The organism is Pseudomonas sp. ML2-2023-6, assembly GCF_037055265.1.
Taxonomy (GTDB): Bacteria; Pseudomonadota; Gammaproteobacteria; order Pseudomonadales; family Pseudomonadaceae; genus Aquipseudomonas; species Aquipseudomonas kulmbachensis.
This window is the reverse complement of record NZ_CP146347.1, coordinates 3,506,562-3,530,257: the sequence shown is the minus strand read 5'-3', so window position 1 is coordinate 3,530,257 and position 23,696 is coordinate 3,506,562. Positions and strand designations below refer to the sequence as shown.

Here is a 23,696-nt window from a genome sequence, read left to right as displayed (position 1 = left end):
CCGGGAGCATGAAATGAACGATTTTTTCAAAGGTAAGAAACTGCTTGTCGTCGGTGGTACCAGCGGAATGGGCTTGGAAACTGCTCGTATGGTGCTGAAAGCGGGTGGCAGCGTGGTGCTGACGGGTAGCAAGCAAGACAAGGCAGACGCCGTCCGTAGCGAATTGAGCCCGCTTGGCCCGGTTTCAGTGATAGTCGCAAACCTCATGACAGAAGAGGGTATGAATTTCGTTCGTAACGAAATCAACACAAATCATAGCGATATCAGCCTGATGGTTAACTCCGCTGGTATTTTCATTCCCAAAGCTTTCACTGAGCACGACGAGGCTGAGTACGATATGTACCTGTCTATTAATCGTGCAACGTTCTTCATCACCCAAGCGGTGGTCAAGAACATGCTCGCCGCCAAGCGGGAAGGGTCAATTGTCAACGTTGGCTCCATCGGCGCACAGGCTGCTTTGGCAGGTTCGCCGTCCTCTGCCTATTCCATGGCTAAAGCAGGTCTGCATGCGCTGACCCGCAACCTTGCGATTGAATTGGCTCACTCGGGCATCCGCGTAAACGCCGTCTCTCCAGGAATTGTTCACACATCTATCTATGAGGGCTTCATGGACAAAGAGGCAATCCCAGAAGCGATGAAGTCTCTGAACGATTTTCACCCACTGGGCCGAGTTGGCGTTCCGGAAGATGTGGCCAACACTATCGTGTTCCTGTTGTCGGATAAGACATCCTGGGTGACCGGTGCTATCTGGGACGTGGATGCGGGAATCATGGCCGTTCGTGCCTGATTTCAGCTAACGCTGTCTGATGGGAGCTGCCAAAATCGACTCCCATTCCATCACCAAGAGTGCTGGGAGGTGTAATGGCTCGAGTGATTATTCACGGCTATCTGACTGGCCCAGCTGGCTTCAACTACCAGCTTTTGGTGTAGGGCGGCTTAGTTCTGGGCGCAGGAGTTTTTCAATGTCAGGTTCGACAAGAGCAGCGCTGTTAAAAGTCGCGGAAAATCAGATGAGGTCTAAGGGCTACTCAGCATTTAGCTATGCAGATCTAGCCACGACGATTGGCATTAGAAAAGCCAGCATTCATCACCACTTTCCGACCAAAGAGTGTCTTGGTCAAGAGTTGATTAAAGACTCTATCATTCGCTTTGATGCGACTATTCTGTCAATTGAAGACGCTGATGAAGACTCTATGTTGCGGCTTCGAGCCTTCTCCCGTCTATTCGTCGATAGTGGGAATGAAGGGCTTCTACCGTTGTGTGGTGCACTGGCGGCAGAAATGGCAGCGCTACCCTTATCACTTCAAGTGCTGACTCGAGTTTTTTTTGAGACACAACTTGACTGGCTACAGAGAACCATTAGCGAGGTAGCCATTCAGAAAGGATGGATACTTTCCAAGCCAGCTAAATCCTATGCATTCATGCTCTTGAGTGTGTTAGAGGGGGAGTGCCTTATTGATTGGACATTAGGTAGATCAGCTGATCCCTTAGCAGGATTCGACTACATACTCGAATCCCTGGAGCAATCAGTCGTGATGCCTGCTCGTCAGATCAGACACACCAAAAGCAAGCAGCCGAGTTGTTAATAGTCGCTTTTAGTTTTCCTTAATAGCGACGCCTTTATTCCCTTCACTAGAGAGAGATTTATGAGCGGTATTCCGAAGAAATTCGTAGTTGATATTTGGTCTGATTATGTCTGTCCTTGGTGCTGGGTCGCTAAGCGTCGTTTTGAGAAAGCGCTTGAAAGCTTTCCTCACAAGGACAGCGTTCAAGTTAACGTCAGAGCTTACCGTCTTGCCCCGAACCATGTTGCTGAACCTATGGTCGGAGCCCTCAAGCGTAAGTTGGGTAGTCCAGCCGCTGCTGTAACCATGATGAATACAGTTAAGCAATATGGCGCATCTACGGGGCTTGATTACCATTTTGAAACCATGATGTTTGGTGATACAGCGGATGCTCACGTATTAGTCAAAGCAGTCGAAGATGAAGTCGTGAAGAAAAACCTTATGGAAGCGCTCTATGAGCAAAGTACCACCCAAGGTAAATCGCTGTTTGACAGAACAAGTCTAGAGGCGATAGCAAAGTCTGTTGGGGTATCTGATGAGTCGATTCGACTCGCGTGGTCATCCCCTGATCTGCGCCTTCAGATGCAGAGCGACGAGCGCGCGGCGGCTCAATTTGGGTCAGGCGTTCCTTTTTTTGTTTTCAATAATTCGTTCTCTGTTTCGGGTGCTCAGTCTCAAGAAGCTTTTCTTCAAGCACTGAACCAAATGTATTTGGAATCAAAGGGTGAGGATGAGTCGTTTAATGGCCAAGTCTGCGGTCTTGATGGTTGTAATTGATGTTAGAGAGATTGCGGCACCTGATGGTGCTGCAATTTCTGTGTCTGAAATTGCATCGTGGGTGAGGTGAAAATGAACCGTATCGTAGACTTGAAAGCCGAACAGTTCACTCGATTCGTTGCAAAGGGGAACAGTGTCGTGCTGTTTTCGGCGTCTTGGTGCAAACCATGCCAAGAGATGAAGCCGGTCTTTCACGACCTTGCAGACAAGATGCATTCTCGCGCATCCTTTGCAAGGATCGATGTAGCTGTTTCGCCGACGATTTCCCAAATGTATGGGATCCGGTCAGTGCCATCCTTGGCGATTTTTCACGAAGGGCGGTTGCGCTTAGTCTTGGCCGGCTCTCGTTCTGTTGCCGCGTTGAAGAAAGCAATCCTGGCTGAGTTAAAGGACGTCTTGTAAAGCTACCTTAAAGTGGCTTTAGATTTTTCTGCCTTGGATTAGCTATCTTTCTCTTCCGGCTTGGCGCGACTTTTATCAGGCCAGTTGTTGATAGTATGAGCTCGGTCTTCGTTGAATATTTCTGTTAGAAGGGCGTTTGCCCGCTTGTATGCGTCGTACTTGAATTCAGTGTCCTCCTCGGGCTGTCGGGCCATTTCTTCAAGCATTTCCTGGTTCAATCGGCGGAAGCGATCCGCGCGTTCACGGGCTTCATAGCGCCCAACACCAAGTTGTTCCAAGGCTTTGCGTCCAAGGGACAAAGCGCTTTCAAAAGTCTCCCGCTCGGCTTCCTCTATACCCATTTGGCGTAGGGTAATGATGTGTCCCATATCACGAGCGCGCACTACCAGTTTCATGGCGGGGAAATGCTCTTGGGCCAGCCGTGTCAGTGCCAAGTTGTCTTCCTGGTTGTCGATGGCGTTGATCAGAACCACTGCTTGAGCTGCACCAGCGGCGTGCAGCAAATCAAGACGGGTCGCGTCGCCGTAGAACACCTTGACTCCGAACTTGCGTAACGTTTCGATATGATCGGGGTCGTGATCTAGCACCACCACTTCAAAACCACAGGACATTAATAGACGGCCTGCAATTTGGCCGAATCTACCGAAGCCAGCGATGATTACCCGAGGATTGCGTTGGTCGATGGTGTCAGCTTCCTGATTGTCCTGTTTGCGCGCTGATTCCAAGCGATTGAGCACTAGAATCAGCAGAGGAGTCACACACATGGAAAGTGCTACCGCCAAGGTTAGACTTTTACCCCAAGGGTCGACCAGGATGCCCGCAACCGTTGCTGCGCCAAATACCACAAAGGCGAACTCACTGCCCTGACCGAGAAATACCGCCTGCCAAGAGCGCTGTTGAGTAGGAACGTTCAGGAAGCGGCCAAGAAGTTTGATCACCAGCAGCTTGATCAGGATAAAACCTAAGGTCAGTGTTAAAACTTTCAGTGGTGCATCAATCAGCGTGCCAAAGTCGATCGACATACCGACGCCGATAAAGAATAAACCAAGCAGTAGCCCCTTGAATGGCTCAATGTCGCTTTCCAGCGCATGCCGGTACTCTGAGCTTGCTAATAGGACACCGGCGAGAAATGCCCCCATAGCCATGGACAATCCTGCCTCTTCTAGCAACAACCCAAATCCAAACACTAGGAAGAGCGCCACGGCACTGAAGATTTCGCGCAAGCCTGAGCGCGCAACAAAGCGCAGAACGGGTCGTGAGACGTACTGACCCAAGAGCACCACCGCGCCGATCGCGCCGACGATTTTTGCAATGGACAACGCGAGCTCCGCGCCGGAGGGCGTACCACCATTTGCCGCTAACAATGGAATCATCGCGACCAGCGGAATCGCTGCAATGTCCTGGAATAACAACACGGCAAAGCTGCTGCGGCCCACGGCAGTGGGTGTCATATTTCGCTCGTTCATGGCCTGCATGGCGATGGCGGTCGACGATAGACTTAGCGTCAACCCCACCAATAGTGCTGCTGACCAGTTCAAGCCAAGTGCGGCACAAAACACGGCAATTGCAGCGCCGCAGACCAGCATCTGCAATGCACCGCCACCGAAGACCATTCGGCGCATGGCCCAAAGACGTTTGGGATCAAGTTCGAGACCAATGATAAACAACATCAAAACTACGCCGATTTCAGCAAAGTGCAGAATGGATTCCACATCCGTAACAAGCTTCAGGCCCCAGGGGCCAATCAGGCAGCCGGCCAATAGATAGCCCAGAACTGGGCCAAGTCCTAATCGAACGGCTATCGGGACTATCAATGCAGCAGAGCCCAAGTAAATGAGCATCTCAATCAGACTGTGAGTCTCCATCTTAATATTCCTTCCAGGAGGCCAACCGCGAGTAATAATGCTCGATTTGTGAGTGTATGAAGTCAGGTTCATCTGCATACGCACCGTGTACCACCACAGGATTCAGCCAGCGCATGTTGCAATAGATTGCTGTTGCGTGGAGGGGTTGAGCCAACACCGAAAAACCTGGATGGTCGCCAATTTGGAAATGATCGTGCTCGCCACCCGTCGTGACGGCCCACATCAGACTCTTATCTTTTAGGCCGACAGAGCCTTTGCCGTATGCCCATCCGTGGGTGAATACTTTATCTATCCATAATTTCAAAAGCGGCGGGGAGCTGTACCAATACATCGGATGTTGCAATACGAGCAGTTGAGCTTGATCGACTGCTCTCTGTTCAGCCTCAACGTCGATATTGAAGTCCGGATAAAGGTCGTACAAGGAGCGTACGACAACGTCCGGATTGCTTGATACGCGCTCGAGCATTGCTTGATTAACAAGTGATTTTTCGGGGTAGGGATGAGCATAAATGATAAGAATCAAGATGACCTCCAGGAGGTCCGTTAGTCGATGAGCGATAGAACCCACCCTCATAAAGGATGGTTTAAATTCAGTACTTTGAGGCCAATTAATTTTTGTGAACGAAAAAGCCCTTCCTGGAGAAGATGCCAAGTCCCAAGGAACGAGATACACCAAATCCAGAAAAGGCTTGATTGTCAGAGCAGCGCTTTACTCGCCAGCTTGTATCTTGAGCACCTTTTCTGCGGTTATTGGCTCTCCTGCAATTCCCCAACTACCGCTTTTTACTTCTTCGAAAAGAACCCAAGTGAGAGCTCGCATGTTTTCACCTTCGACTGAAACCATGGCTTCCGTAACTTTGTGAATCGCCTCGGCTTTCTGTTCTTCCGTGAAAACGCCTTCGATACCTTTAATGATGACTAACGGCATGGTGTGCTCCATTTATGCAAGGGCTTAGGGTCAGTGTCGAAGACGCCCACATCTTCGCGACCTTCGGGGTACGGATTTTTCCCGTCGATACAACAGACATGACAGGCAGGTTCCGGATTACGACAGGACAGCCCACGCAGAAATGAATGTGGGCTAGGCCTTTAAGCAATTACGCTTTAGCTGGAGCAGGTTGAGTCGCGTTACCGTAATTCGGATAGTCGGTATAACCCTTGTCAATCGAACCACTGACACCGTAGTAGGTTGTGCGATCGCCTTCCGATAGTGGCCAGCCGTTCTGCATACGCTCCACCAGATCTGGGTTGGCAATGTAAGCAGTACCGAAGGCGATCAGGTCGAGTTCGCCTTTGGCTAGTTCAGACTCAGCAATATCTTTGGTGAAGCCGCCGGCTGCCATCAAAGTGCCTTTGTAAGCTTCGCGGAATGCGGCACCAAACCCTGGAGGGGTTTGCGCGACTAGGATGGTTGGCTGGTAATTCAGGTGAACGAATGCAAGCTCGCGATCATTAAGTGCATCAGCCATGCTCATCCAAGTTTCTGCTTCGCCCTCGTATACGCCGAAGTCATACAGGCGGCCAAATGGCGAGAACCGTACACCTATCTTGGAACCGCCGATTTCAGCAGCAATTGCGTCAATGGTTTCAAGCAGGAAACGCTGGCGATTGGCGATAGAGCCGCCGTACTGGTCGGTACGAGTATTCAGGGCGCTGCTCAGGAATTGATCGAACAGGAAGCCATTGGCAGCCATGATTTCGATACCGTCAAAACCAGCGTCAATAGCCATGCGAGCCGATTTCACGAAATCCGCAACAACGCGTTTCACTTCGTCAGTTGTCAATGCGCGTGGTGCGGAGGGTTGAACCGGGCCAGATTTTTCAGGCTCTATCCAAGCATATACCGTGGTATCTACCGCAGGGATAGTACCCGAGGAGACTGGTATTATGCCGTGCACCGAAACATGGGACATGCGGCCAACGTGCCAGAGTTGCGCAAAAATCTTCCCCCCTTTGGCATGCACTGCATCTGTGACTGTACGCCAGCCTGGCAAGTGCTCTTTAGCATAAATCCCAGGGGTATATAGATAGCCACGAGCCTCGTCGGAAATTGGCAGCCCTTCAGTGATCAGCAGTCCAGCAGAAGCACGCTGCGCGTAGTACAGCGCGTTGGATTCATTTGGAATGTTGTTCAGCGTCCTTGTGCGAGTCATTGGGGCCATGACAACGCGGTTCTTCAGAGATGTTCCGGCCAGATCGTAAGGTGTGAACAGCTTATTCATGATTACTCTCGACGTCGTGTGAGGGAGCAAGGTCGCGTTTGATTTATGACTTGTCGAACGCGTCGAGTACGTGGGTGCTATACACCAGTGCTGCACCGGCGTTCATGTTGATGGCAACACTCAGTGCCTCAGCAACTTCCTCGCTTGTAATACCGAGCTTCTTGGCTTCCGCTGCGTGGAAAGCAATGCAACCATCGCATCGAGTCGTAACGGCTACTGCTAAGGAAATTAGCTCGCGAGTCTTCGCATCCAGATGGTTTGTTTTGCTACCGGCAGCGCCGAGTGCAGCCATGCCCTTCATGGTCTCCGGGGACAAGCCGTTGAGTTCTACCAAACGAGTGTTGATGTCTTTACGGGTCTGCTTCCAGTCTTGCATTTGATTCTCACTTGGGCGTTCAGCCCGGTTAGTGGCGCGAGGAAATGTGGAACTGGATCAAATCTACCATCCAGTTGGTAGGCTTGCAAGGGGCGTGATAGAATTTGGCACCCTAGAGATGTTGTCACTGATGGTTCAATGCTCAGATCGATGCCTAGAGCCTCTACGAATACGGTTTTAGATTGTATTTATTACAATCCTAGTAGATGGTAGTTTTTTACGCTCGACAGCAGGACGGGCTTTGAGTGTTAAGCGTTATTAAAATCATGCAGTTAGACGAGGTTATTGATGAATTACCTAGCGCACTTGCATTTGGGCGGTCAGGAGCCGCAGCAGCTCCTGGGGAGTCTCTATGGGGATTTTGTAAAGGGAACGCTTGCAGGCCATTTTCCTTTACAGACTGAAGAGGCAATCAGGTTGCATCGCCAAATTGATGTGTTCACTGACTCCCATCCATTGGTCAAAAGGGCGTTAGGACGATTTCGAGTGGCAAGGCGTCGTTATGCAGGAATTGCACTAGACATGTTTTTTGATCATTGCTTGGCTCGCGACTGGGAGCACTTTGCTGATGAGCCTCTGGAGGCTTTCGCAAAAAAGGTCTATGTCATTTTAAAAAACGAGCCTGCCTTACCGGAACGTCTGGCTCAGATCGTTCCGTCCATAATCAGAGAAGATTGGCTTGGTGCATATAAAGATTTTCCAATGATTGGTCATGGACTCAAAGTCATCTCACAGCGCTTATCCCAACCAGAAGGCATGTTTGGCGTCTACGAGGAGCTGTCAGCGCTATATGAGCCGCTGAGTGAAGATTTTCAGGAATTCTATCCAGTGTTGTGGCAGTACGCACAAGCCGGTTTAGGTGCATCAAAGACACCTCAGTGAGCTTATTTGCCTAACAGGTTAGGCTTTTCAGTAGCTTAGTTGGATTTTAGGGATAACCTCATCTTGGAATTATTCCATGGTCTATTCCATAATTTATCAAAGCAGTGGGCTTGTCGATATTAAGCTTGCGCCGGACGATGAGTCTTAACGGTTCTGACACTAATATCCAATTCGCGAGCCATTTCCTTATTGTTCAACCCTTGAGCTATTTTATATAGAACTTGGTTTTCCCGTGGGGGTGGCTCGTTCGAGTTACCATCGTCAAGAAGTAGTTTTTGCGCGATTTCAGCACTATATGTAGCAATTCCCAATGCGTAATAGAGGACTTCAACGTGTTCAATGACCTGAGTCGTTTCGGTAAGTATCTAGGTCAAGCAGCGCGCCTGATGGTTGGTATGCCCGATTACGATACGTACGTTGAGCATATGCAGACTAAGCACCCTGATAAGACGATGATGTCATATGAGGGATTTTTCAGAGAGCGACAAGAGGCTCGCTACGGGGGTGGCAACTGTCAACCTCGGTGCTGTTAGTAATGTTATGTTTTTTGCTAAATAAAGTTAAGCCCGATACCAAGTATCGGGCTTTTTTATTTGGCTATAAAGATTAATTTTAAAACATGCCTAGAGCATAATATGGTTTTTCATTTGATCAAATCGTTCAAAACCCAGTGCTAGGTCAGCAATTAGATCATCTGGATTTTCCAAGCCGATGTGCAGCCGTACCAAGTGGCCCTCATCACTCCATTGTGTTGCACTTCTGATATTGCGAGGGTCTACAGTGATAGCCAAACTTTCAAACCCACCCCAAGAGTAACCCAGGCCGAATAAGTTGAGATTGTCGAGTAGTGCCTTGACAGCCTCGAAAGGTGCGGGTTTGGTTACAAATGACAGTAGGCCAGTAGCGCCAGTGAAATCCCTTAGCCATAGGGCATGATTTGTATGGGATGGAAGCCCAGGATAAATAACGCGTGCAACCTGCTTTTGATCTTCGAGCCATTGTGCAATTTTGGTTGCATTCCGTTGATGTCTCTCCAAACGAACGTCGAGCGTGCGAAGTCCTCGGAGAGCCAAGTTTGTATCATCTGGGCTAACGTAGATGCCGCATTCAAAATGGTAGGCCTTTAATTGAGGCCAGGCGAGCGGTGAAGCCGCGATGGTGCCAATCAATGCATCTGAGTGCCCCACAATATACTTCGTGGCTGCCATGATCGACAGGTCAACACCGTGTTTGATCGCTTTGAAGTACATAGGTGTAGCCCAAGTGTTATCCAGCAGCACTAGGGCACCGCAGTCATGGGCCGCTTCGGCAATCGCAGGTATATCCTGTATTTCAAAGGTGTGGGATCCAGGAGACTCAGTAAACACTGCCTTCGTATTGGATTGAAAGAGGGTTTTTATGTCATGCCCAATCTGTGGGTCATAGTAAGTGGTTTCGATCCCGAACCGTTTTCCAGCCGTTTCCAAAAAGTGACGTGTTGGGGCATAAACGGTATCAGGTACCAAAATGTGCTCGCCTGAGCCAACGACGGAAAGTATCGCCGTGACGCAGGCTGACAGTCCTGATGGACAGAGAACAGTTCCAGTTGCTCCTTCAAGTGCTGTGATCGCTTCGCAGAGAGCCTCGGTGGATGGGTTGTTCCAGCGGCCGTATTGATACCTTTGACTACCGTGCTGCATAGAGTCGACATTGGGGAATATTACAGTTGAACCACGGTATATTGGAGGATTTACGAAGCCATAATGTTCTTCGGGGTGACTTCCCGTGTGCGTAAGTACAGTTGAGGGAGAGTGTATTACCTTTTTATTTTTCATAGATTTTCCCATCGATGAGTCTATTGGCGAGACCTTAAGTATATTTTTATGTGAAGGAAACTATCTTTCGATTGTTTGTCATTTATAGCCATTCTGGTTAATTTTATTAGCTGAAAATGATGCTATGGAAGTTTTTCAAAAGTTGTGCGAGGATGCCTAAATTCGCCTATGAGGGAAAATCATGATTGAGTTAGACAAAGTAGATCGGACGATTCTCAGCATTATTCAGATGAATGGCCGATTGACTAACGCGGAAATTGCCGCGCGCGTATCTCTCTCGCCACCAGCAAGCTGGAAGCGTCTTAAGCGACTCGAGGAAGAAGTTATTGATGGTTATTATGCAACCCTTAACAGAAAGGCTCTTGGCTTAAATGTCTTTGCGTTTATTAGTATTACGCTTGATAGCCACTCAGAAGAGGCGATGGATAATTTTGAGCGAGGTGTTGATGCGCTGCCTAATGTGTTGGCGTGTCATAACATATCTGGGAAATATGATTACTTGTTGCAGGTTGTTGTAGAGGACATGGATGAGTTTCATAAGTTGGCCATGTTTAAGATTCGTAGGTTGGGCAATATCAAAGAGATGTACACAGGGTTTTCGTTGCGAGAAGTTAAGCGGAGTACAACGCTACCTCTTTGAGATTAGTTGGAAAGCATTTAGTGAAGTGGTATTTTATATTGTTTTTTTGATAATCTGGTTTGTGATTTTTAAGGGTATTAGAGCATGGCAAAAAAACTCGAGTCGCTTGCAGAGATTGCTGAATTTAAGATCGTGAACATGATCATAGCAGGGCACCTCAAGCTGGGCTCCAGAGTCACTGAGGCTGAACTTGCAGAGAAACTATCAATAAGCACTGCTCCTGTACATCAAGCGCTGCAGGCTTTGAACAGGCTTGGTGTGGTCATTATAAAGCCACGGAAAGGAACGTATATATTTACTTTTACCAAGGAAGACATATGTAAAATGACGCTTGCGCGTTACGCCATTGAAAGCGAGGCGCTGCGGCAAGCTCATGTAAATAGCTCTACCCGATTTAGTTTGGAGCTTTCTAGGGTGATTTCAAAAATGGAGGAGTCTGTAAGGCAGGGAGATCTAACAGGGTATTTAAAGTATGATGCTGAGTTCCATGATGTTTTCTATAAGTATTCAGAGAATGAATTTCTCGTTATGGCATCTAGCGCGATTACCATAAAAGTAATGGTGTTGTGGTATTTGAGTATTCTTGATAAGTATACAGTTGGCGATATGCTGCTATCTTTTGGTGATCATCAAGCTATTTATGAGAAGGTTGTTGTTGGCGAGATTGATCAAGCATGTAAGATCTTATCTTTGCATTTGAAACGCTTGGAAGATATATTTTCCAGGGAGGAGTAAGTGTTTTTGTTCATTTGCGAGGACGGACATGCTCCGTACGTCCTCAGGTGGTTATGGTTTTTTATCTGTGTTGTTGCTTGTTTGCGTATTGACTATTGTGAAGTTTGGAGTGAGTGAGAGTTTCTGTAGTTGAGCGCTTCGAAGTTGGTCGCTATGTTTTTTTGTGAAGCCAAGTTTGCCAAGAAGGATTTCTATCTGATGTATTGGTTGTGGGTGTTTATTATTGATAAGTGTGAGCGGTTCCCTCGCTAAGGATCTATATATGCTTTTAGATAATTAAAGTGTTTTCGCGTTTTGGAGGAGGCGTTACGCATAACTGCTGCCAGCAGCATGACTGCACGATGAGCGCCGTAAGAGCGCTGTTCACAACGGTCTAGAGATTTTTGTGAAATTTCACAGTTTTTTTTTGCGCGGCTGATATTTCACTGTGGCAGGTGGAGATGCTCTAGGTTGGCGCATGTGAATACTAATATTTAAAATAAATAATTGTAGTGCAGTGAAATTTCACGAGTTTAATTTTTTGAGATTTTTGCAGGGGTTGAAAGCTATTTGGGAAGCTGCTTTTATTAGGTTGTGTGAATGAAAAGTCCACGTTTTTCATGATAGACAAAATAATAATTGAGGCTGGTTGGTATGAGAATTACAAGTGTCGAAGTATTTGATTGCAATGTCCGTGAGAAAGATCCTGCGCTTAGTTATTTTAATCCAATTCTGATCCGTATTAACACTGATGAAGGTGTCTCTGGAATAGGAGAGGCTGGACTTGCATATGGATCAGGTTCAAATGCAGCTGTTGGCATAATCAAGGATCTTGCTCCGCGCCTCATTGGTAAAGACCCCATGCGGATTGAGTCCATCTGGGAAGACTTTTACCGTGGCACTTTCTGGGGGATGGGAGGAGGGCCAGTATTTTATGCCGGCATGAGTGCGATTGATATCGCATTGTGGGACATCAAGGGTAAAAAATATAATGCCCCTATTTACGAGCTGATCGGGGGGAAAACCAATGAAAAGCTTAGAACCTATGCCAGTCAGCTTCAATTTGGTTGGGGAGATGAACAAACAGCCCTTTTCGATCCTAAAGACTACGCGGATGCAGCCTTAAAGGCGGTTGCAGAAGGCTATGATTGTATTAAAGTCGATCCAATTCAGTTTTATGGTACCACCAAAGAAGAAAATGCGCTGAGCAACCCTAAGCAAAGTTACTATGGACTTCTACGTAACGAAGATATCAATCGAGCATACGATCGCCTGAAAGCTATGCGGGATGCCGTGGGTAAAGATGTTGATATTATCTTGGAGATTCACTCTCTGCTCGGGGCAAACTCCGCTATTCAGTTAGCCCGCGCTGTTGAAGACATAGGTATTTACTACTATGAGGAACCAACAAACCCGATGAATACTGACGCATTTGCAAGGGTTACAAATAGCGTGAGTATGCCCGTGTCCACAGGGGAGCGGAATTATACGCGCTGGGGTTATCGTGAGCTTTTAGAGAAACAGGCGGTAGCTGTAATTCAACCAGATGCTTGCTTGGTGGGAGGGATTACTGAAGCTAAGAAAATTTGCGATTATGCAAATATATATCATGCTACTGTTCAAGTGCATGTGTGCGGTGGGCCGGTTTCTACCGCAGCAGCACTGCATATTGAGACTGCAATACCCAATTTCATTATTCATGAACACCACACAATTGCTTTGAAAAAAGATATTATCGATCTTTGCAAGTATGACTATCAACCAAAGAATGGCTTTTTTACAGTTCCTGAGTTGCCTGGGCTTGGTCAAGAACTGAACGATGAAGTTGTTCATCAGTACTTGGTAGCAACAATAAAATAATAAAGCATTGTGAACTTAGCACTGGTCTTGTTTCAGGTCAGTGCTTTGTTACACCCTGGGAGTATAAAATGGAAACGAACATAGCAGCTTTTTCTAATGAGAGCTCAAGCTCAAAAGCTCTTTATGGAAAGGTGATTAGAAGAATAATACCGTACATGTTTGTTTGTTATTTATTTAATTATCTCGATCGCGTGAATGTTGGTTTTGCTAAGCTGCACATGCTTCAAGATATAGGTATGAGCGAGGCCGCGTACGGATTAGGGGCGGGTATATTTTTCATTGGATACTTGGTGTTTGGCTTGCCAAGTAATCTGATGCTGCAACGGATCGGCGCTAGGCGCTGGGTAGCGATTATCATGGTGCTGTGGGGGATTCTCTCAACCTCATTAATGTTCGTAAAAACAGCGGAAACATTTTACGTACTCAGGTTTCTCACAGGTGCCGCTGAAGCAGGTTTTTTTCCTGGTCTGATTTTGTACTTTACGCAGTGGTTTCCTGCTTCAATACGTGGACGTGTGATGGCTTTGTTTATGTCTGCTATTCCACTCTCTGGCGTTCTGGGCGGGCCGCTTTCTGGGTGGATCCTTGAAGCATTTTCGTCCAGCCCCGTTGGTGGTATGGCTGCATGGCAATGGTTATTCGTTATTGAAGGGGTGCCTACTATTCTGTTAGGTGCAGGTGTATATTTTATTTTGGATGATCGAGTACAGGATGCGCGTTGGTTAACTCAAGAAGAAAAAAATGTAATTATATCTGACTTGGCCGCTGACGAAGCCAAAAAGCCTTCCTGCAAGGCGGAGGGCATGAAGCAAGTCCTGAAAAACAAGTGGGTTTGGATTCTGGGTCTTATTTACTTCTCATTTCAAGGTGGCGTTTACGCTATTAGCTTTTGGCTTCCAACAGTAATTAAATCTGGGAATTGGGGTGGGATGTTTATGGTTGGTTCAATCACTGCCATCCCATATGCTGCAGCTGCCTTGTTCATGCTTTTCATGGGAAGATCTGCCGATGCCAGTGGTGAGCGGCGTTGGCACTTGGCAGTTCCGATGATTATGAGTGCTGTAGGTCTAGCAGTTACTGCCAGTGCAGGGGGCTCATCTACAACTGCTCTGTTAGGACTTACTATTGCAACTATGGGCGCTTTTACAGCACTCCCAATGTTTTGGCCACTGTCGAGTTCGTTCCTTAGTACGGCTTCCGCAGTAGGAGGCGTTGCAGTAATCAATTCGATAGGTCAAGTTGCGGGTTTTGCTAGTCCATATTTCGTTGGCTGGATCAAAGATACGACTCACTCAACAGATGCCGCTTGGTATTTTTTGTCAGCACTAACCCTGTTAGGGGCATTGGTAATGCTTCTTGCTACCAAAAAACGTACCTTCCGCAGTTGAGATAGGGTTATTGCAGCGAACCACTTCGATTTGAGGTGCGGCGTTGAATATATTAATAGTTACAGATTTAATAGGGGTTATGTTGGAGCAGATATTATAAATGTTATCTGTTAATTCTTACATGGTTAATGACACCGATGCCTGATATCAAGGGTTTCGGTGTTCACCTGCTCTTGTGTATTGTTGAGATTAACTTATATCCTGAAGTGGATAGCTCATCTACTCTTGTATGATTGATGGTAATGCTGGTCAAGTTGGGTTGTTGATTATTAAGGAGCTAAGGCTTGGTTTTTGAGTTAGGCTATCTTGTCGATAGTTAGTGGCCTATACAATTGGCTCAGAAATCCAGCTAGACGTATAAGGCTAGTCTTCAGTGTTTAACTTATGTATGGATGATTGTTTAGATAATAGGATTAGAGTAATTCCTCCAAGCACCGCGAGAGAGCTAAGACCAAGACGTGCAGTATAGATTTCTCCCAGTAATAAAACTCCGGCAAGTGATGCAATAACAGGGACACTGAGCTGGACGGTCGCTGCGTGGAACGATGAAAGCTGTCGCATTGCCGCGTACCAAATTGCGTATCCAATGCCAGATGCAATGGTGCCTGACGCAAATGCTGCCGCTATGCCAATAACGTCCGCATGAAAAGACTTAATGAAGGGTAGGGCCGTAAGCATGATGAGCGGTACAGACCTCATGAAGTTGCCACTTGTCGTCGCCAACGGGTCAGTCGAAGCTTTGCCAAGAATTGAATATATCCCCCAGGCTACTCCTGAAGTGATCATTATTGCTGCGCTTATCAGAGGGGGGGCATTCGTACCTGGAACAAGAATCACAACTAATCCAGAAATAGCGAAAACTAAGCCCAGTAATGTTAAAGGCCCCATTCGCTCTCCTTTGAAGAAACCGAACCCAAGCATCGTGAGTTGTACTGCTCCGAACAAAATAAGTGCGCCGATGCCAGTGTCCAGATTCAGGTATGAATAGGAAAAAGCGAATGCATAGACGTAGAGTGATAAGCCTCCTCTCCAAGTTCCTGTGCAATTTGGAGTAGACCGCCTAAGCTTAAGAATTATCCATAAAACAAACGCACCACTGACTAAACGTATAACACTAAAACTGATGGGGTCGATAGCACTGTCTCGCAGTGCCAGCCGACAAAGTACGGAGTTCGCTGCGAAAGCGACCATTGCGATGGTTGTTAGTAAAATTATGCGTCGTGATCGCTTGCTCATGATTTTTTGAGTAAAGCTGGCACTCATGAAGTAGTCTTCCACTTAATTGGGTCAGATTTAGATGTTTCATGATCGAAGAGCTATCGTTATATTTTTTAAATGCATCAATGATAGATGATAATTTTATTGTGCTAAAACTCAACCAACTGGCGATGTACTTTATTCAAAATGTAAAGCAGCTAATTTTTGCGATTGAGTGAGCTGCCAGGCGGGACTCTAGGTCAAATTGCTCCTATCACAGCTGCACATAGAAATGTGACTAATATAATCAACAAAAAAACAATGCCCCATGAGTTTTTTGTTGGTTTCCTTTGATCGCCTCTTTTGGCAGACTCACTATCGCAACAAAGTGAACTATTTCGCCCTTGTTCCCTCGCTCTCTTAAGAGCTAATATTGAGCAGTATCGCATGTAAATATCCCTAGATTAATTTATATTGAATGTGATTTTTCCGAAGTGTACAAATATCTTGAACTCCATGCGGTAATGCATGAGGCAACATAGTCAGCGTCCTTGCTATTGGTTAACAAGTGGTCGGCAGAGTCTAGTGAAATAAAACTTTTAGGATGCTTCGCGGTCTGGTAAATTTTTTGAGCTTGTTCTATTGAAACAACGGTATCTACTGGGGAGTGGAAAACTAGCAGCGCCCTACGTAGGCTTGCAATATTTTTGTCCTGTTGATGTGTCTCAATATCATCAAGGAACTGTTTTTTTATGTTGAACTCTCTACCTGCTAACATGACTTTAAATTCTCCATGATCTCTTATGTTAGCTACCTCGCTTTTGAACTGTTTTATTACATGGGACGCCTCAGCAGGAGCACCTATGGTCACAACTCCTTTTACTTCTGGGATATATTTGGCCGCTGCTATGACTGCAGCCCCTCCTAAACTATGGCCTATTAGGATAGCTGGAGCTTCATGTGTTTCTCGCAAATAGTCTGCTGCTGCTACCAAGTCAGCAACATTGGATGAGAAATTGCTGTTGGAGAAATCACCTTCACTATTGCCAAGGCCTGTAAAATCAAATCTGAGAACAGCAATATTGTTGTCAACCAGGGCTTTTGCAATTCTCGCAGCCGCTTTGATGTCTTTACCGCAAGTGAAGCAGTGGGCGAATAAAGCGTAAGCGCTAGGTGCTTCTGGCGTTTGAAGAAGGCCGGATAAGCTTACTGATTCAGAATTTTTAAATATTATCTGTTGTTTGCTCATGATTTTTCCACAGATCAGCTATTGGTTCAGCAAAAGATCGAGACTTGACCGAGAAGCATTTTTTGCCACGGCCTTTCTAAGGATGCGGTGGCCATTACGAAGCAAGACTACCATCCAGTAGGTAGGTTTGCAATGTTTGTGACCGCTTTGCGAGCGTTTTTGAGTAGAGTATGGATCGAGCGGACTGAAGGGCAGGGCGTTAGGGATGTGGAGAGGTGAAATCCCTCACATCAGCCCGTAAGGGAAATGGCATAGCATAGAGATGGTCATGGATCTAGATGCGTGCTGAATAGTGGGCAGGGTGTTGTCAGGAAAGCCTGATGTAGACTTGATGATCAATGCTTTTGATATGGCCTACAATCAAAGAGAGAAGCTTCAGAACTGCTGCTGCTTCATTTCGATCAGGGGTCGCAATACGCTAGTCGTCAGCGTCAGCGTCAGCGTCAGCGTCAGCGTCTGTGGCTTTACAGCACAAAGTAGAGCACGATATTTGAATAGCCCCTAGTTTCGTAGACATCTTCATACCTTAAAATTAGGCCATTCAGGAGGTGCCATGAGCAATCCACGTTATGCCGAAGAATTCAAAATCCAAGCGATCAATCAAATGATCGAAAAAAAAGCTGCCTGTCGCTTATGTGGCAGCACGTTTTGGCGTATCGACTCACAGCCTTTATGCGTGGGTAAAGCGTAAGCGGCTGGCTATCCCACCTTGCGCAATTACAAGACGTAACCGCACGCAGCCCGCTTCTGCATGTCGAAGGGCGTAGCATATGTTCTGGAATGGGTCGTATGGTCAATGAGTCGTTTAGGAGTTGTTCCCGTTGAAATTCGATTTAACTGAACTACACACAAAATATGCAGGCGCGGCAGACCCGGCCCTCGGCCATATTCCGAACGATCTGATAGCTGCTATCCAGGATGTGTACAAGCCGGCGGGAATGCAATTGACGGATCTGGCTCTACGCGAGGCTGAGAGTGTCGAGTATGGTGCCTCCCGCTTTGGCCTCGACGGACACACCATTGCCTTCCGTGTGGCTAAAACAACGCCGACGAAGATTGGACAGTTCGTCACAATATGGAAGCGCCCGACGTCAGGCAGCATCATTGCACCTCTCGATGTCGATGATGGCGTAGCCTTTGTTGTAGTGAGTGTGTTCGATGCAACTCATCGCGGACAGTTTGTTTTCGACCAGAAAATACTGGCATCAAAGGGCATCATGGCGATTAACGGTAAAGGCGGTAAGCGCGCCATCCGCGTTTATCCACCTTGGGTCAAACCAGTCGCCAAAGAGGCCGTTAGGACACAACAATGGCAACTACAATACTTCCTTCCTCTTGAACAAAGCGGAAGCGCCGATTCCGTGCAGGTGCGTCGGTTATTTGAAGTTTAAGATCCTTATCCGTCATTCTTGAGCGTTCTGGGTAAGCCCGACGTCCACCTATACGGCAGGAGCTGATCAATTTCACTCGCACGCTGCGTCGGCAGACGCGTGAGAACGTCCTTCAAATAAGCATACGGATCATGCCCGTTGAGCCGCGCAGATTGGATCAAACCCATGATCGCCGCCGCCCGTTTACCGCTGCGTAGCGACCCTGCGAAGAGCCAGTTCTTGCGTCCAAGAGCCCAAGGCCGGATCTGGTTCTCTGCCCAATTATTGTCAATGGGAACAGTTCCGTCATCGAGGTAGCGCGACAGCGCTGCCCAGCGTTTCAGACTGTAATCCAATGCTCTGCTGATAGCCGAACCTTCGGGCACGAGATCGCGCTGCGCGATCATCCAGGCATGCAGCCTATCCATCACCGGTACTGCTTTTTCTTGCCGTATTCGGCGCAGTAAATCCGGATCCAGGTCACGGACTTCACTTTCGATTTCGTACAGCAACTGGATATAGCGCAGGGCTTGCTCGGCGAGCATGCTCTTGTTGGTGGCATGCAATTCGAAGAACTTACGCCGCGCATGGGCCATGCAACCGATCTCCGTCACGCCGAGTTCGAAGCTGGCCTTGTAACCGCCAAAATCATCACAGACCAGCTTGCCCTTCCAGCCTTGCAGGAAGTTGGGGCCGCGATCAGGTGTCTTCCCAGGGTGCATTACATTTCGGTTCAGCAGGCCCAACTGGACATTAGTCAATAATTGATGCTCGGTTACAAATGTGGATGCTACCTCATCAACTCAATTGCTGGCCAACGCCCGCTTGCAGGCCGGGGAAATAATTAACGTCGTGTCCGGGACTATTTGATCACTAAAGTTTTAGGCCTTATCCGAGCAATGCCTATTGAGTATTTGTTTTGATCGGCCACAGGAAATGCGAAAAATCTGCCGATGCCAGTCGCCCGCATAAGCTGCGACACTCCGACGCAGTCATAGGCCTTGGCTCGCTATAACATGCTCGTCAAAAGACATGTGACAGTCTGTCGCATGAGGCTTCGTGGAACCCTGCTTGAAAAAGGCTTCCTGGCTCGTGCGAACAACACATAAAAGCCTTAATCTATTAGCGATTTGTGGTTTCACCGGCTGTTGAAGTAATAGGGGAGTAGGTATGCCTTTACCACACTGTTCCACCAAGTGTGAACGCCTAGCTCTCTTGGGCCATTTCTACTGGGAAGGTACCGGAAGCTATCGGGCTACCAGCGCGAAGACCTGCCTCACAGCGTAATTCTGGCAACGTCTTCGGTTAGAATTTCACTTGGGTGAACTCTCTGAAAGTCGTGTAATTGAGTTGTACCTCCATCGTCCAGTTATTTCTGGGCTGTGGGTTTGACCGACTTCTTCATGCCCTTAATTAGTAGTAATGCCGCTCACATGAAACTGTCCCTTGCAGACCGCTCACTCGTTGCCTGGATGCTGTGTTTTTGCGTCCTGCTCAACGTGTACGCCTGCGGTTTGGGGCATGGGCAGATGACCGGGTTCGAGCTTAATGGCGTCGGCGGTCAGTTCTGTTCTGCGTCGGGCAACAAGAGTCCGGTACAAAGCACGGACTACACCGACCAGTCAGTTAGCGGTTGGGTTGGAAGCTTTACCTGTCCGATCTGTTCTGCGGTGACGTTGAGCATCGCTTTCTTATTTTGTCTGACCTGGTTATTGCGGGTAGGGCAAAAGCTGCGCCCAAGCCGTGAATTGGGTTCCAGGGCGCCTCCTCGATACTCTTGGCCATCGGCTAATCCCCGCGCTCCCCCTCAAAACTGACGCTTGCATGTGACCGGTCAAACTCGGCCGTCACTGCTTTATTACGACGTTATTTTTACGCCTGATTGTCGCTGACGCGACCGCAGGTGGACGTCGTTCAATCGTCATGAGGAGGTAGTCCTATGTCTCGCGTTATTGATCATTCAGGTTGCAAGTTCAGCTTATTCGAAAGCTTAAGTTTTACATCTGCTACATCAGATAATCCGCAACGAACGATTGTGGGGTGGCTGGCATGCGCTCTGTAGTTATTCCTTCAGGGGTTTCACGGCTAGCCACTAAAACTTCGCGCCTAAGCAGTCGTGGCGATTTCCTGTTGCCGTTTCCTGATTACCCCGGCAATGCACGCTGTTTTGTTCATCTTGATACCCGGTTGTTGCCTTACTGGCACACGCTATTTGATGTGTGCCCCGGGCTACTCAAGCTTGATCCTCCAGACGGTTTGAACATCTTCCGTAGTTTCATGATCTGGGCATATCGCAATCACCCACCGCTGAATTGGACGTACTACCTGAGCGTCTGCCGCTGGTTACTCACGTCAAACTATCGATCTCAAATTACTGAGGATTACATCGACTCATTCATGGCTGCAGCGGCAGCCCGATGGGTAAACACCGACGATAGCCAAGCGCGTGGGATGGTACTCGTTTGGCAAGGCTCACCCATGAGGGTGTTTGACTGGAAAGTAGAGCCTCGCAGCGTTCCAGGTAACGATCCTGAGCATGAAGAGTTTCCTCCTGCGCCGTGGGACTTTGCTTGGTGTCCCTTGACAGGGAAGGGCGGCAGCGGATTCCGACGGTGGTTGCCTATTCCCGGATATGAAGGTCAAACACAGTTATCCAAGCCTGTGCGTGATAAGTAGAGCACCTGCTAGTGCGTAGACGTCAAATTATCGCAGCCTGGCTCAGTCTGTTCGCCATGCTGATGATCTTTGCCGGCCCGCTGATCAGTCAGGGGATCAGTCTTGCCCAAGACAAAAGCCAAGCAATGAGCATGGCTGTCATGGAGTGCCACGACATGCCTGGCATGAGCCAGATGTCTCACCATGGCTCTGTGGACAAGCACCATGATCTGATCGTGTGGGAAAAGTGCGGATATTGTTCTCTTCTGTTCCAGCACCCTGCGCTCACTGAGTCAAGCCTGCCGAGCATTCGGCGCCATGTTCCACTGTCAAAGTGTCTATCTGCCCGCTTTATCCCTCGGCAAGCTGTACCACCGGTGTTCCCTGGCGCACGAAGCCGAGCTCCGCCTACTCGACCGTTGAATGTTCTCTTCATTTTCTGCTAGGCGCACATGGCTGGATCTGCGTTGCCGGGGCCACGCACCCGCTGATGCTTATTGTTCAAGTGCGCTTTGCCAGCACCTGTCTTTCAACGGTAGATCCCATGTACTTGACCAAGAACGAGCCATTTTTTCACACTGCCCCATCGCATCTGCGCTGGCGCCGAGCCTTTTGTATGTTTCTGGGGTTGGCATTACCCGTTATTGTCCAAGCCGCGCAGCCTGAGGAGGGTGCAAAAAGCTTACAGTCCTGGACATTGGCACCTACAACCGTTTCTGGAGCAGGTCACGGCTATACTGCACCCACTTCTGAGTCAGCCACGCGCACCGATACGCCCCTGGTCGAAGTCCCGCAGTCGGTGCAAGTTGTCACCCAATCGATGCTTAAGGAACAGGGCAGTCGCTTTCTTTCCGATGCGCTGGTTAACGTTTCCGGGGTAAGAGCAACCAAGCCTCAGGAAGCGCTGTTCGCTCAACCAATCGTGCGCGGTTTTCCGGCAGAAATTTACATGAATGGGCTGCCAGCCTTCGGAGGGACTGCGGCAAGCATTGACCCGACGAGCCTGATCGGTACTGAGCGCATCGAAGTGCTTAAAGGCCCTACGTCAGCGCTGTACGGCGGCGGTATCGGCGCGCCACTGGGTGGCCTGATCAACGTGATTTCGAAGCGGCCAGAGGCCGAGCCTAGCGCGTTCCTGTCGATGCGCGCCGGTAGCTTCGGCACGGTGAATCCTTCGATGGATATCAATACACCCATTGGCGACAAGGTGGCCGCGCGGATTTCCGCCGACTACCAGGAAAACGACAGCTGGATTGATCACGTAAACGGTCATCAATGGTCGATACAGCCCAGCGTTGCGTTCCAGCTATCGCCTGAGACCGAGCTCTTGCTGCGTGGCCAGTATGAGGATCGCAGCCAGCTCGAATTTTCCGGCCTGCCCGCCGCTCAGGCATTGAGTGGGCAGATTGACCGCAACGCTTTCCCGGGTGCCAGCAGCGGGCAGCCTCACACCACCATCGAGAATCGCACGACCACTGCCGAACTCAGGCACGAGGTTAACGACGATACGAGGTTGAGCGTTTCCGCCCAGTATTACGAAGGCAAGATACGCGACAACGGCGGCTTCATATTTCCGGAGCTGCTTGGGGCGGATCCTGCAACACCCACGGTTTATCCAATATTCAAGCTTTACCTGCCAACAAGCATTCGGGAAAGCACGCTGGATACCAACTTGAGCTCCAGAATCGAATCGCTTGGCGGCAGCCACGAACTGATGGTGGGCGCGAGCTACGACCGTACCGACTTCACCTCGGGTGTCTCTAATGCCGAGTTGATTGGCGAGCTTGATCTGGCCAATCCCAGTTATGGGATTTCCTACGGAGCGACGCCGCAAACCATTGTGTCTCAGACCAACCGCTACGAAACGAAAGCTGTTTATCTTCAGGATCAGGCGACTTATGGCCGGTTCCATCTGTTGGGGTCGTTGCGGCTTACCCAGCTCAACCTCAAGCAGCAAGAGCAGGGCGTTGATACCTCTTATCATCGTGTGACACCACGACTGGGCATCACTTATGACCTGACCGAGAGTCTTGCACTGTATGCAGCGTATTCCACCGGTTTCAGGGGCGAGTTCAACTATAACGGCCAGGAAACACCCAAGCCTGAGCTTTCTCGTAACTACGAGGCGGGCGTCAAGCTGGCATACCTAGATCTCGGCCTGTCCGGCACTCTCGCGGTGTTCGAGCAGACGCGCCGCAACGTATCCACCCCAGATCCCGACCCTGCTAAAGCGATTCTGGGGTATTCAGTCCAGAGCGGTGAACAACGCGCTCGCGGAATAGAAGCAGATCTGGTCTGGGAACCAACCCCGGCTCTTTCATTGCTGGGCAACTACGCCTACACACAGGCACAAGTGACAGAAGACAATACGATTCCGATGGGTGATGTCCTAGCGCGCGTACCTCGGCATAGCGGCCGCCTCGCGGCCCGCTATCGGATACTGGATGGCGCGGTAAAGGGACTGGGATTTGGTGCCGGAATTACCGCGCTCAGCGCTCGCGAGCTGACATTGCCTAATACGGTCTCCGTGCCGGGCTACGCATTGCTCGATGCGCAGACTTCGTATGATTTCGACTGTTACACGATCTCTGTATCTGCGGTCAATCTGACAGGCCGTAAAGTCTTCGAGACCTATCAATATCTGGGGTCTCCAGTGGTATTACCCACACAACCACGCTCAGCTTACTTAACGCTGACAGCCAGCTTCTAAGGAAACCATC

At 48.7% G+C, this 23,696-nt stretch carries 23 protein-coding genes and 3 pseudogenes; 16 read left to right on the top strand and 10 right to left on the bottom strand.

What is annotated here, in order from left to right:
* Positions 1-13 precede the first annotated feature (13 nt).
* The 4 genes from V6L79_RS16135 to V6L79_RS16120 all read left to right on the top strand — a co-directional run bounded on the left by V6L79_RS16135 (position 14) and on the right by V6L79_RS16120 (position 2,744).
* Entirely contained in the window at positions 14-787 is a 774-nt protein-coding gene (locus V6L79_RS16135) for an SDR family NAD(P)-dependent oxidoreductase (protein WP_169916602.1), read from the top strand.
* Positions 788-962: 175 nt separating this feature from the next.
* Positions 963-1,586, top strand: a complete 624-nt coding sequence (locus tag V6L79_RS16130; protein ID WP_169916603.1) for a TetR/AcrR family transcriptional regulator — start codon at positions 963-965, stop codon at positions 1,584-1,586.
* Between the two features lie 60 nt (positions 1,587-1,646).
* Positions 1,647-2,342, top strand: coding sequence for a DsbA family oxidoreductase (locus V6L79_RS16125; protein WP_169916604.1), 696 nt, complete (start codon positions 1,647-1,649; stop codon positions 2,340-2,342).
* Positions 2,343-2,414: 72 nt separating this feature from the next.
* On the top strand, positions 2,415-2,744 hold the full coding sequence (locus tag V6L79_RS16120; RefSeq protein ID WP_169916605.1) for a co-chaperone YbbN: 330 nt from the start codon (positions 2,415-2,417) through the stop codon (positions 2,742-2,744).
* A gap of 38 nt (positions 2,745-2,782) precedes the next feature.
* Here V6L79_RS16120 and kefC read toward each other — a convergent pair whose 3' ends face one another.
* The 5 genes from kefC to V6L79_RS16095 all read right to left on the bottom strand — a co-directional run bounded on the left by kefC (position 2,783) and on the right by V6L79_RS16095 (position 7,207).
* The gene (kefC, locus tag V6L79_RS16115) at positions 2,783-4,609 is read right to left on the bottom strand and encodes a glutathione-regulated potassium-efflux system protein KefC (RefSeq protein WP_169916606.1); all 1,827 of its coding nucleotides are present in this window, start codon (positions 4,607-4,609) and stop codon (positions 2,783-2,785) included.
* Position 4,610: 1 nt separating this feature from the next.
* On the bottom strand, positions 4,611-5,132 hold the full coding sequence (kefF, locus tag V6L79_RS16110) for a glutathione-regulated potassium-efflux system oxidoreductase KefF (RefSeq protein WP_169916607.1): 522 nt from the start codon (positions 5,130-5,132) through the stop codon (positions 4,611-4,613).
* A gap of 186 nt (positions 5,133-5,318) precedes the next feature.
* Positions 5,319-5,537, bottom strand: coding sequence for a 4-oxalocrotonate tautomerase family protein (locus V6L79_RS16105; RefSeq protein WP_169916608.1), 219 nt, complete (start codon positions 5,535-5,537; stop codon positions 5,319-5,321).
* A gap of 169 nt (positions 5,538-5,706) precedes the next feature.
* On the bottom strand, positions 5,707-6,831 hold the full coding sequence (locus tag V6L79_RS16100) for an alkene reductase (protein WP_169916609.1): 1,125 nt from the start codon (positions 6,829-6,831) through the stop codon (positions 5,707-5,709).
* Positions 6,832-6,874: 43 nt separating this feature from the next.
* The gene (locus V6L79_RS16095; RefSeq protein ID WP_169916610.1) at positions 6,875-7,207 is read right to left on the bottom strand and encodes a carboxymuconolactone decarboxylase family protein; all 333 of its coding nucleotides are present in this window, start codon (positions 7,205-7,207) and stop codon (positions 6,875-6,877) included.
* 288 nt (positions 7,208-7,495) lie between these two features.
* Between V6L79_RS16095 and V6L79_RS16090 the strand changes: the two genes are divergently transcribed.
* The gene (locus V6L79_RS16090; RefSeq protein WP_169916611.1) at positions 7,496-8,089 is read left to right on the top strand and encodes an ACP phosphodiesterase; all 594 of its coding nucleotides are present in this window, start codon (positions 7,496-7,498) and stop codon (positions 8,087-8,089) included.
* 58 nt (positions 8,090-8,147) lie between these two features.
* On the opposite strand, the pseudogene V6L79_RS16085 reads toward V6L79_RS16090, so the two are convergent.
* Positions 8,148-8,391 (bottom strand): annotated as a pseudogene (locus V6L79_RS16085) (response regulator transcription factor); the annotation flags it as partial.
* Positions 8,392-8,421: 30 nt separating this feature from the next.
* On the opposite strand from V6L79_RS16085, the gene V6L79_RS16080 reads away from it, so the two are divergent.
* On the top strand, positions 8,422-8,622 hold the full coding sequence (locus V6L79_RS16080; protein WP_169916612.1) for a YbdD/YjiX family protein: 201 nt from the start codon (positions 8,422-8,424) through the stop codon (positions 8,620-8,622).
* Between the two features lie 90 nt (positions 8,623-8,712).
* Here V6L79_RS16080 and metC read toward each other — a convergent pair whose 3' ends face one another.
* The gene (gene metC, locus V6L79_RS16075) at positions 8,713-9,903 is read right to left on the bottom strand and encodes a cystathionine beta-lyase (protein WP_169916613.1); all 1,191 of its coding nucleotides are present in this window, start codon (positions 9,901-9,903) and stop codon (positions 8,713-8,715) included.
* Positions 9,904-10,084: 181 nt separating this feature from the next.
* On the opposite strand from metC, the gene V6L79_RS16070 reads away from it, so the two are divergent.
* The 4 genes from V6L79_RS16070 to V6L79_RS16055 all read left to right on the top strand — a co-directional run bounded on the left by V6L79_RS16070 (position 10,085) and on the right by V6L79_RS16055 (position 14,505).
* Complete coding sequence (locus tag V6L79_RS16070; RefSeq protein WP_169916614.1) at positions 10,085-10,543, top strand: Lrp/AsnC family transcriptional regulator; 459 nt, start codon at positions 10,085-10,087, stop codon at positions 10,541-10,543.
* Positions 10,544-10,627: 84 nt separating this feature from the next.
* On the top strand, positions 10,628-11,278 hold the full coding sequence (locus tag V6L79_RS16065) for a GntR family transcriptional regulator (RefSeq protein ID WP_169916615.1): 651 nt from the start codon (positions 10,628-10,630) through the stop codon (positions 11,276-11,278).
* A gap of 633 nt (positions 11,279-11,911) precedes the next feature.
* Positions 11,912-13,117: a mandelate racemase/muconate lactonizing enzyme family protein gene (locus V6L79_RS16060; RefSeq protein ID WP_169916616.1), complete on the top strand. Its 1,206-nt coding sequence runs from the start codon at positions 11,912-11,914 to the stop codon at positions 13,115-13,117.
* 68 nt (positions 13,118-13,185) lie between these two features.
* Positions 13,186-14,505, top strand: a complete 1,320-nt coding sequence (locus V6L79_RS16055; RefSeq protein ID WP_169916617.1) for an MFS transporter — start codon at positions 13,186-13,188, stop codon at positions 14,503-14,505.
* 363 nt (positions 14,506-14,868) lie between these two features.
* Here the strand turns inward: V6L79_RS16055 and V6L79_RS16050 are convergent, their stop codons facing one another.
* A complete protein-coding gene (locus tag V6L79_RS16050) occupies positions 14,869-15,768 on the bottom strand; it encodes a DMT family transporter (RefSeq protein ID WP_262372322.1) in 900 nt (299 codons plus the stop codon).
* Positions 15,769-16,171: 403 nt separating this feature from the next.
* Entirely contained in the window at positions 16,172-16,951 is a 780-nt protein-coding gene (locus V6L79_RS16045; protein WP_169916618.1) for a S9 family peptidase, read from the bottom strand.
* A 553-nt stretch (positions 16,952-17,504) separates the two neighbouring features.
* Between V6L79_RS16045 and V6L79_RS16040 the strand changes: the two are divergent.
* A pseudogene (locus V6L79_RS16040) lies at positions 17,505-17,640 on the top strand (transposase); the annotation flags it as partial.
* Positions 17,641-17,772: 132 nt separating this feature from the next.
* Complete coding sequence (locus tag V6L79_RS16035; protein WP_169916619.1) at positions 17,773-18,342, top strand: MepB family protein; 570 nt, start codon at positions 17,773-17,775, stop codon at positions 18,340-18,342.
* Positions 18,343-18,347: 5 nt separating this feature from the next.
* On the opposite strand, the pseudogene tnpC reads toward V6L79_RS16035, so the two are convergent.
* Positions 18,348-19,010, bottom strand: a pseudogene (gene tnpC, locus V6L79_RS16030) (IS66 family transposase); the annotation flags it as partial.
* A 744-nt stretch (positions 19,011-19,754) separates the two neighbouring features.
* Here tnpC and V6L79_RS16025 point away from each other — a divergent pair.
* From V6L79_RS16025 to V6L79_RS16010, 4 genes are all read left to right on the top strand, one after another.
* Positions 19,755-20,138 carry a DUF2946 domain-containing protein gene (locus tag V6L79_RS16025; RefSeq protein ID WP_169916640.1) on the top strand — a complete coding sequence of 128 codons (384 nt, stop codon included), beginning with the start codon at positions 19,755-19,757 and terminating at the stop codon, positions 20,136-20,138.
* Between the two features lie 232 nt (positions 20,139-20,370).
* Entirely contained in the window at positions 20,371-20,997 is a 627-nt protein-coding gene (locus V6L79_RS16020; protein WP_169916620.1) for a putative natural product biosynthesis protein, read from the top strand.
* An 11-nt stretch (positions 20,998-21,008) separates the two neighbouring features.
* Entirely contained in the window at positions 21,009-21,422 is a 414-nt protein-coding gene (locus V6L79_RS16015; RefSeq protein WP_169916621.1) for a DUF2946 domain-containing protein, read from the top strand.
* 44 nt (positions 21,423-21,466) lie between these two features.
* Positions 21,467-23,686, top strand: coding sequence for a TonB-dependent siderophore receptor (locus tag V6L79_RS16010; protein ID WP_315246453.1), 2,220 nt, complete (start codon positions 21,467-21,469; stop codon positions 23,684-23,686).
* The last annotated feature ends 10 nt before the right edge of the window (positions 23,687-23,696 follow it).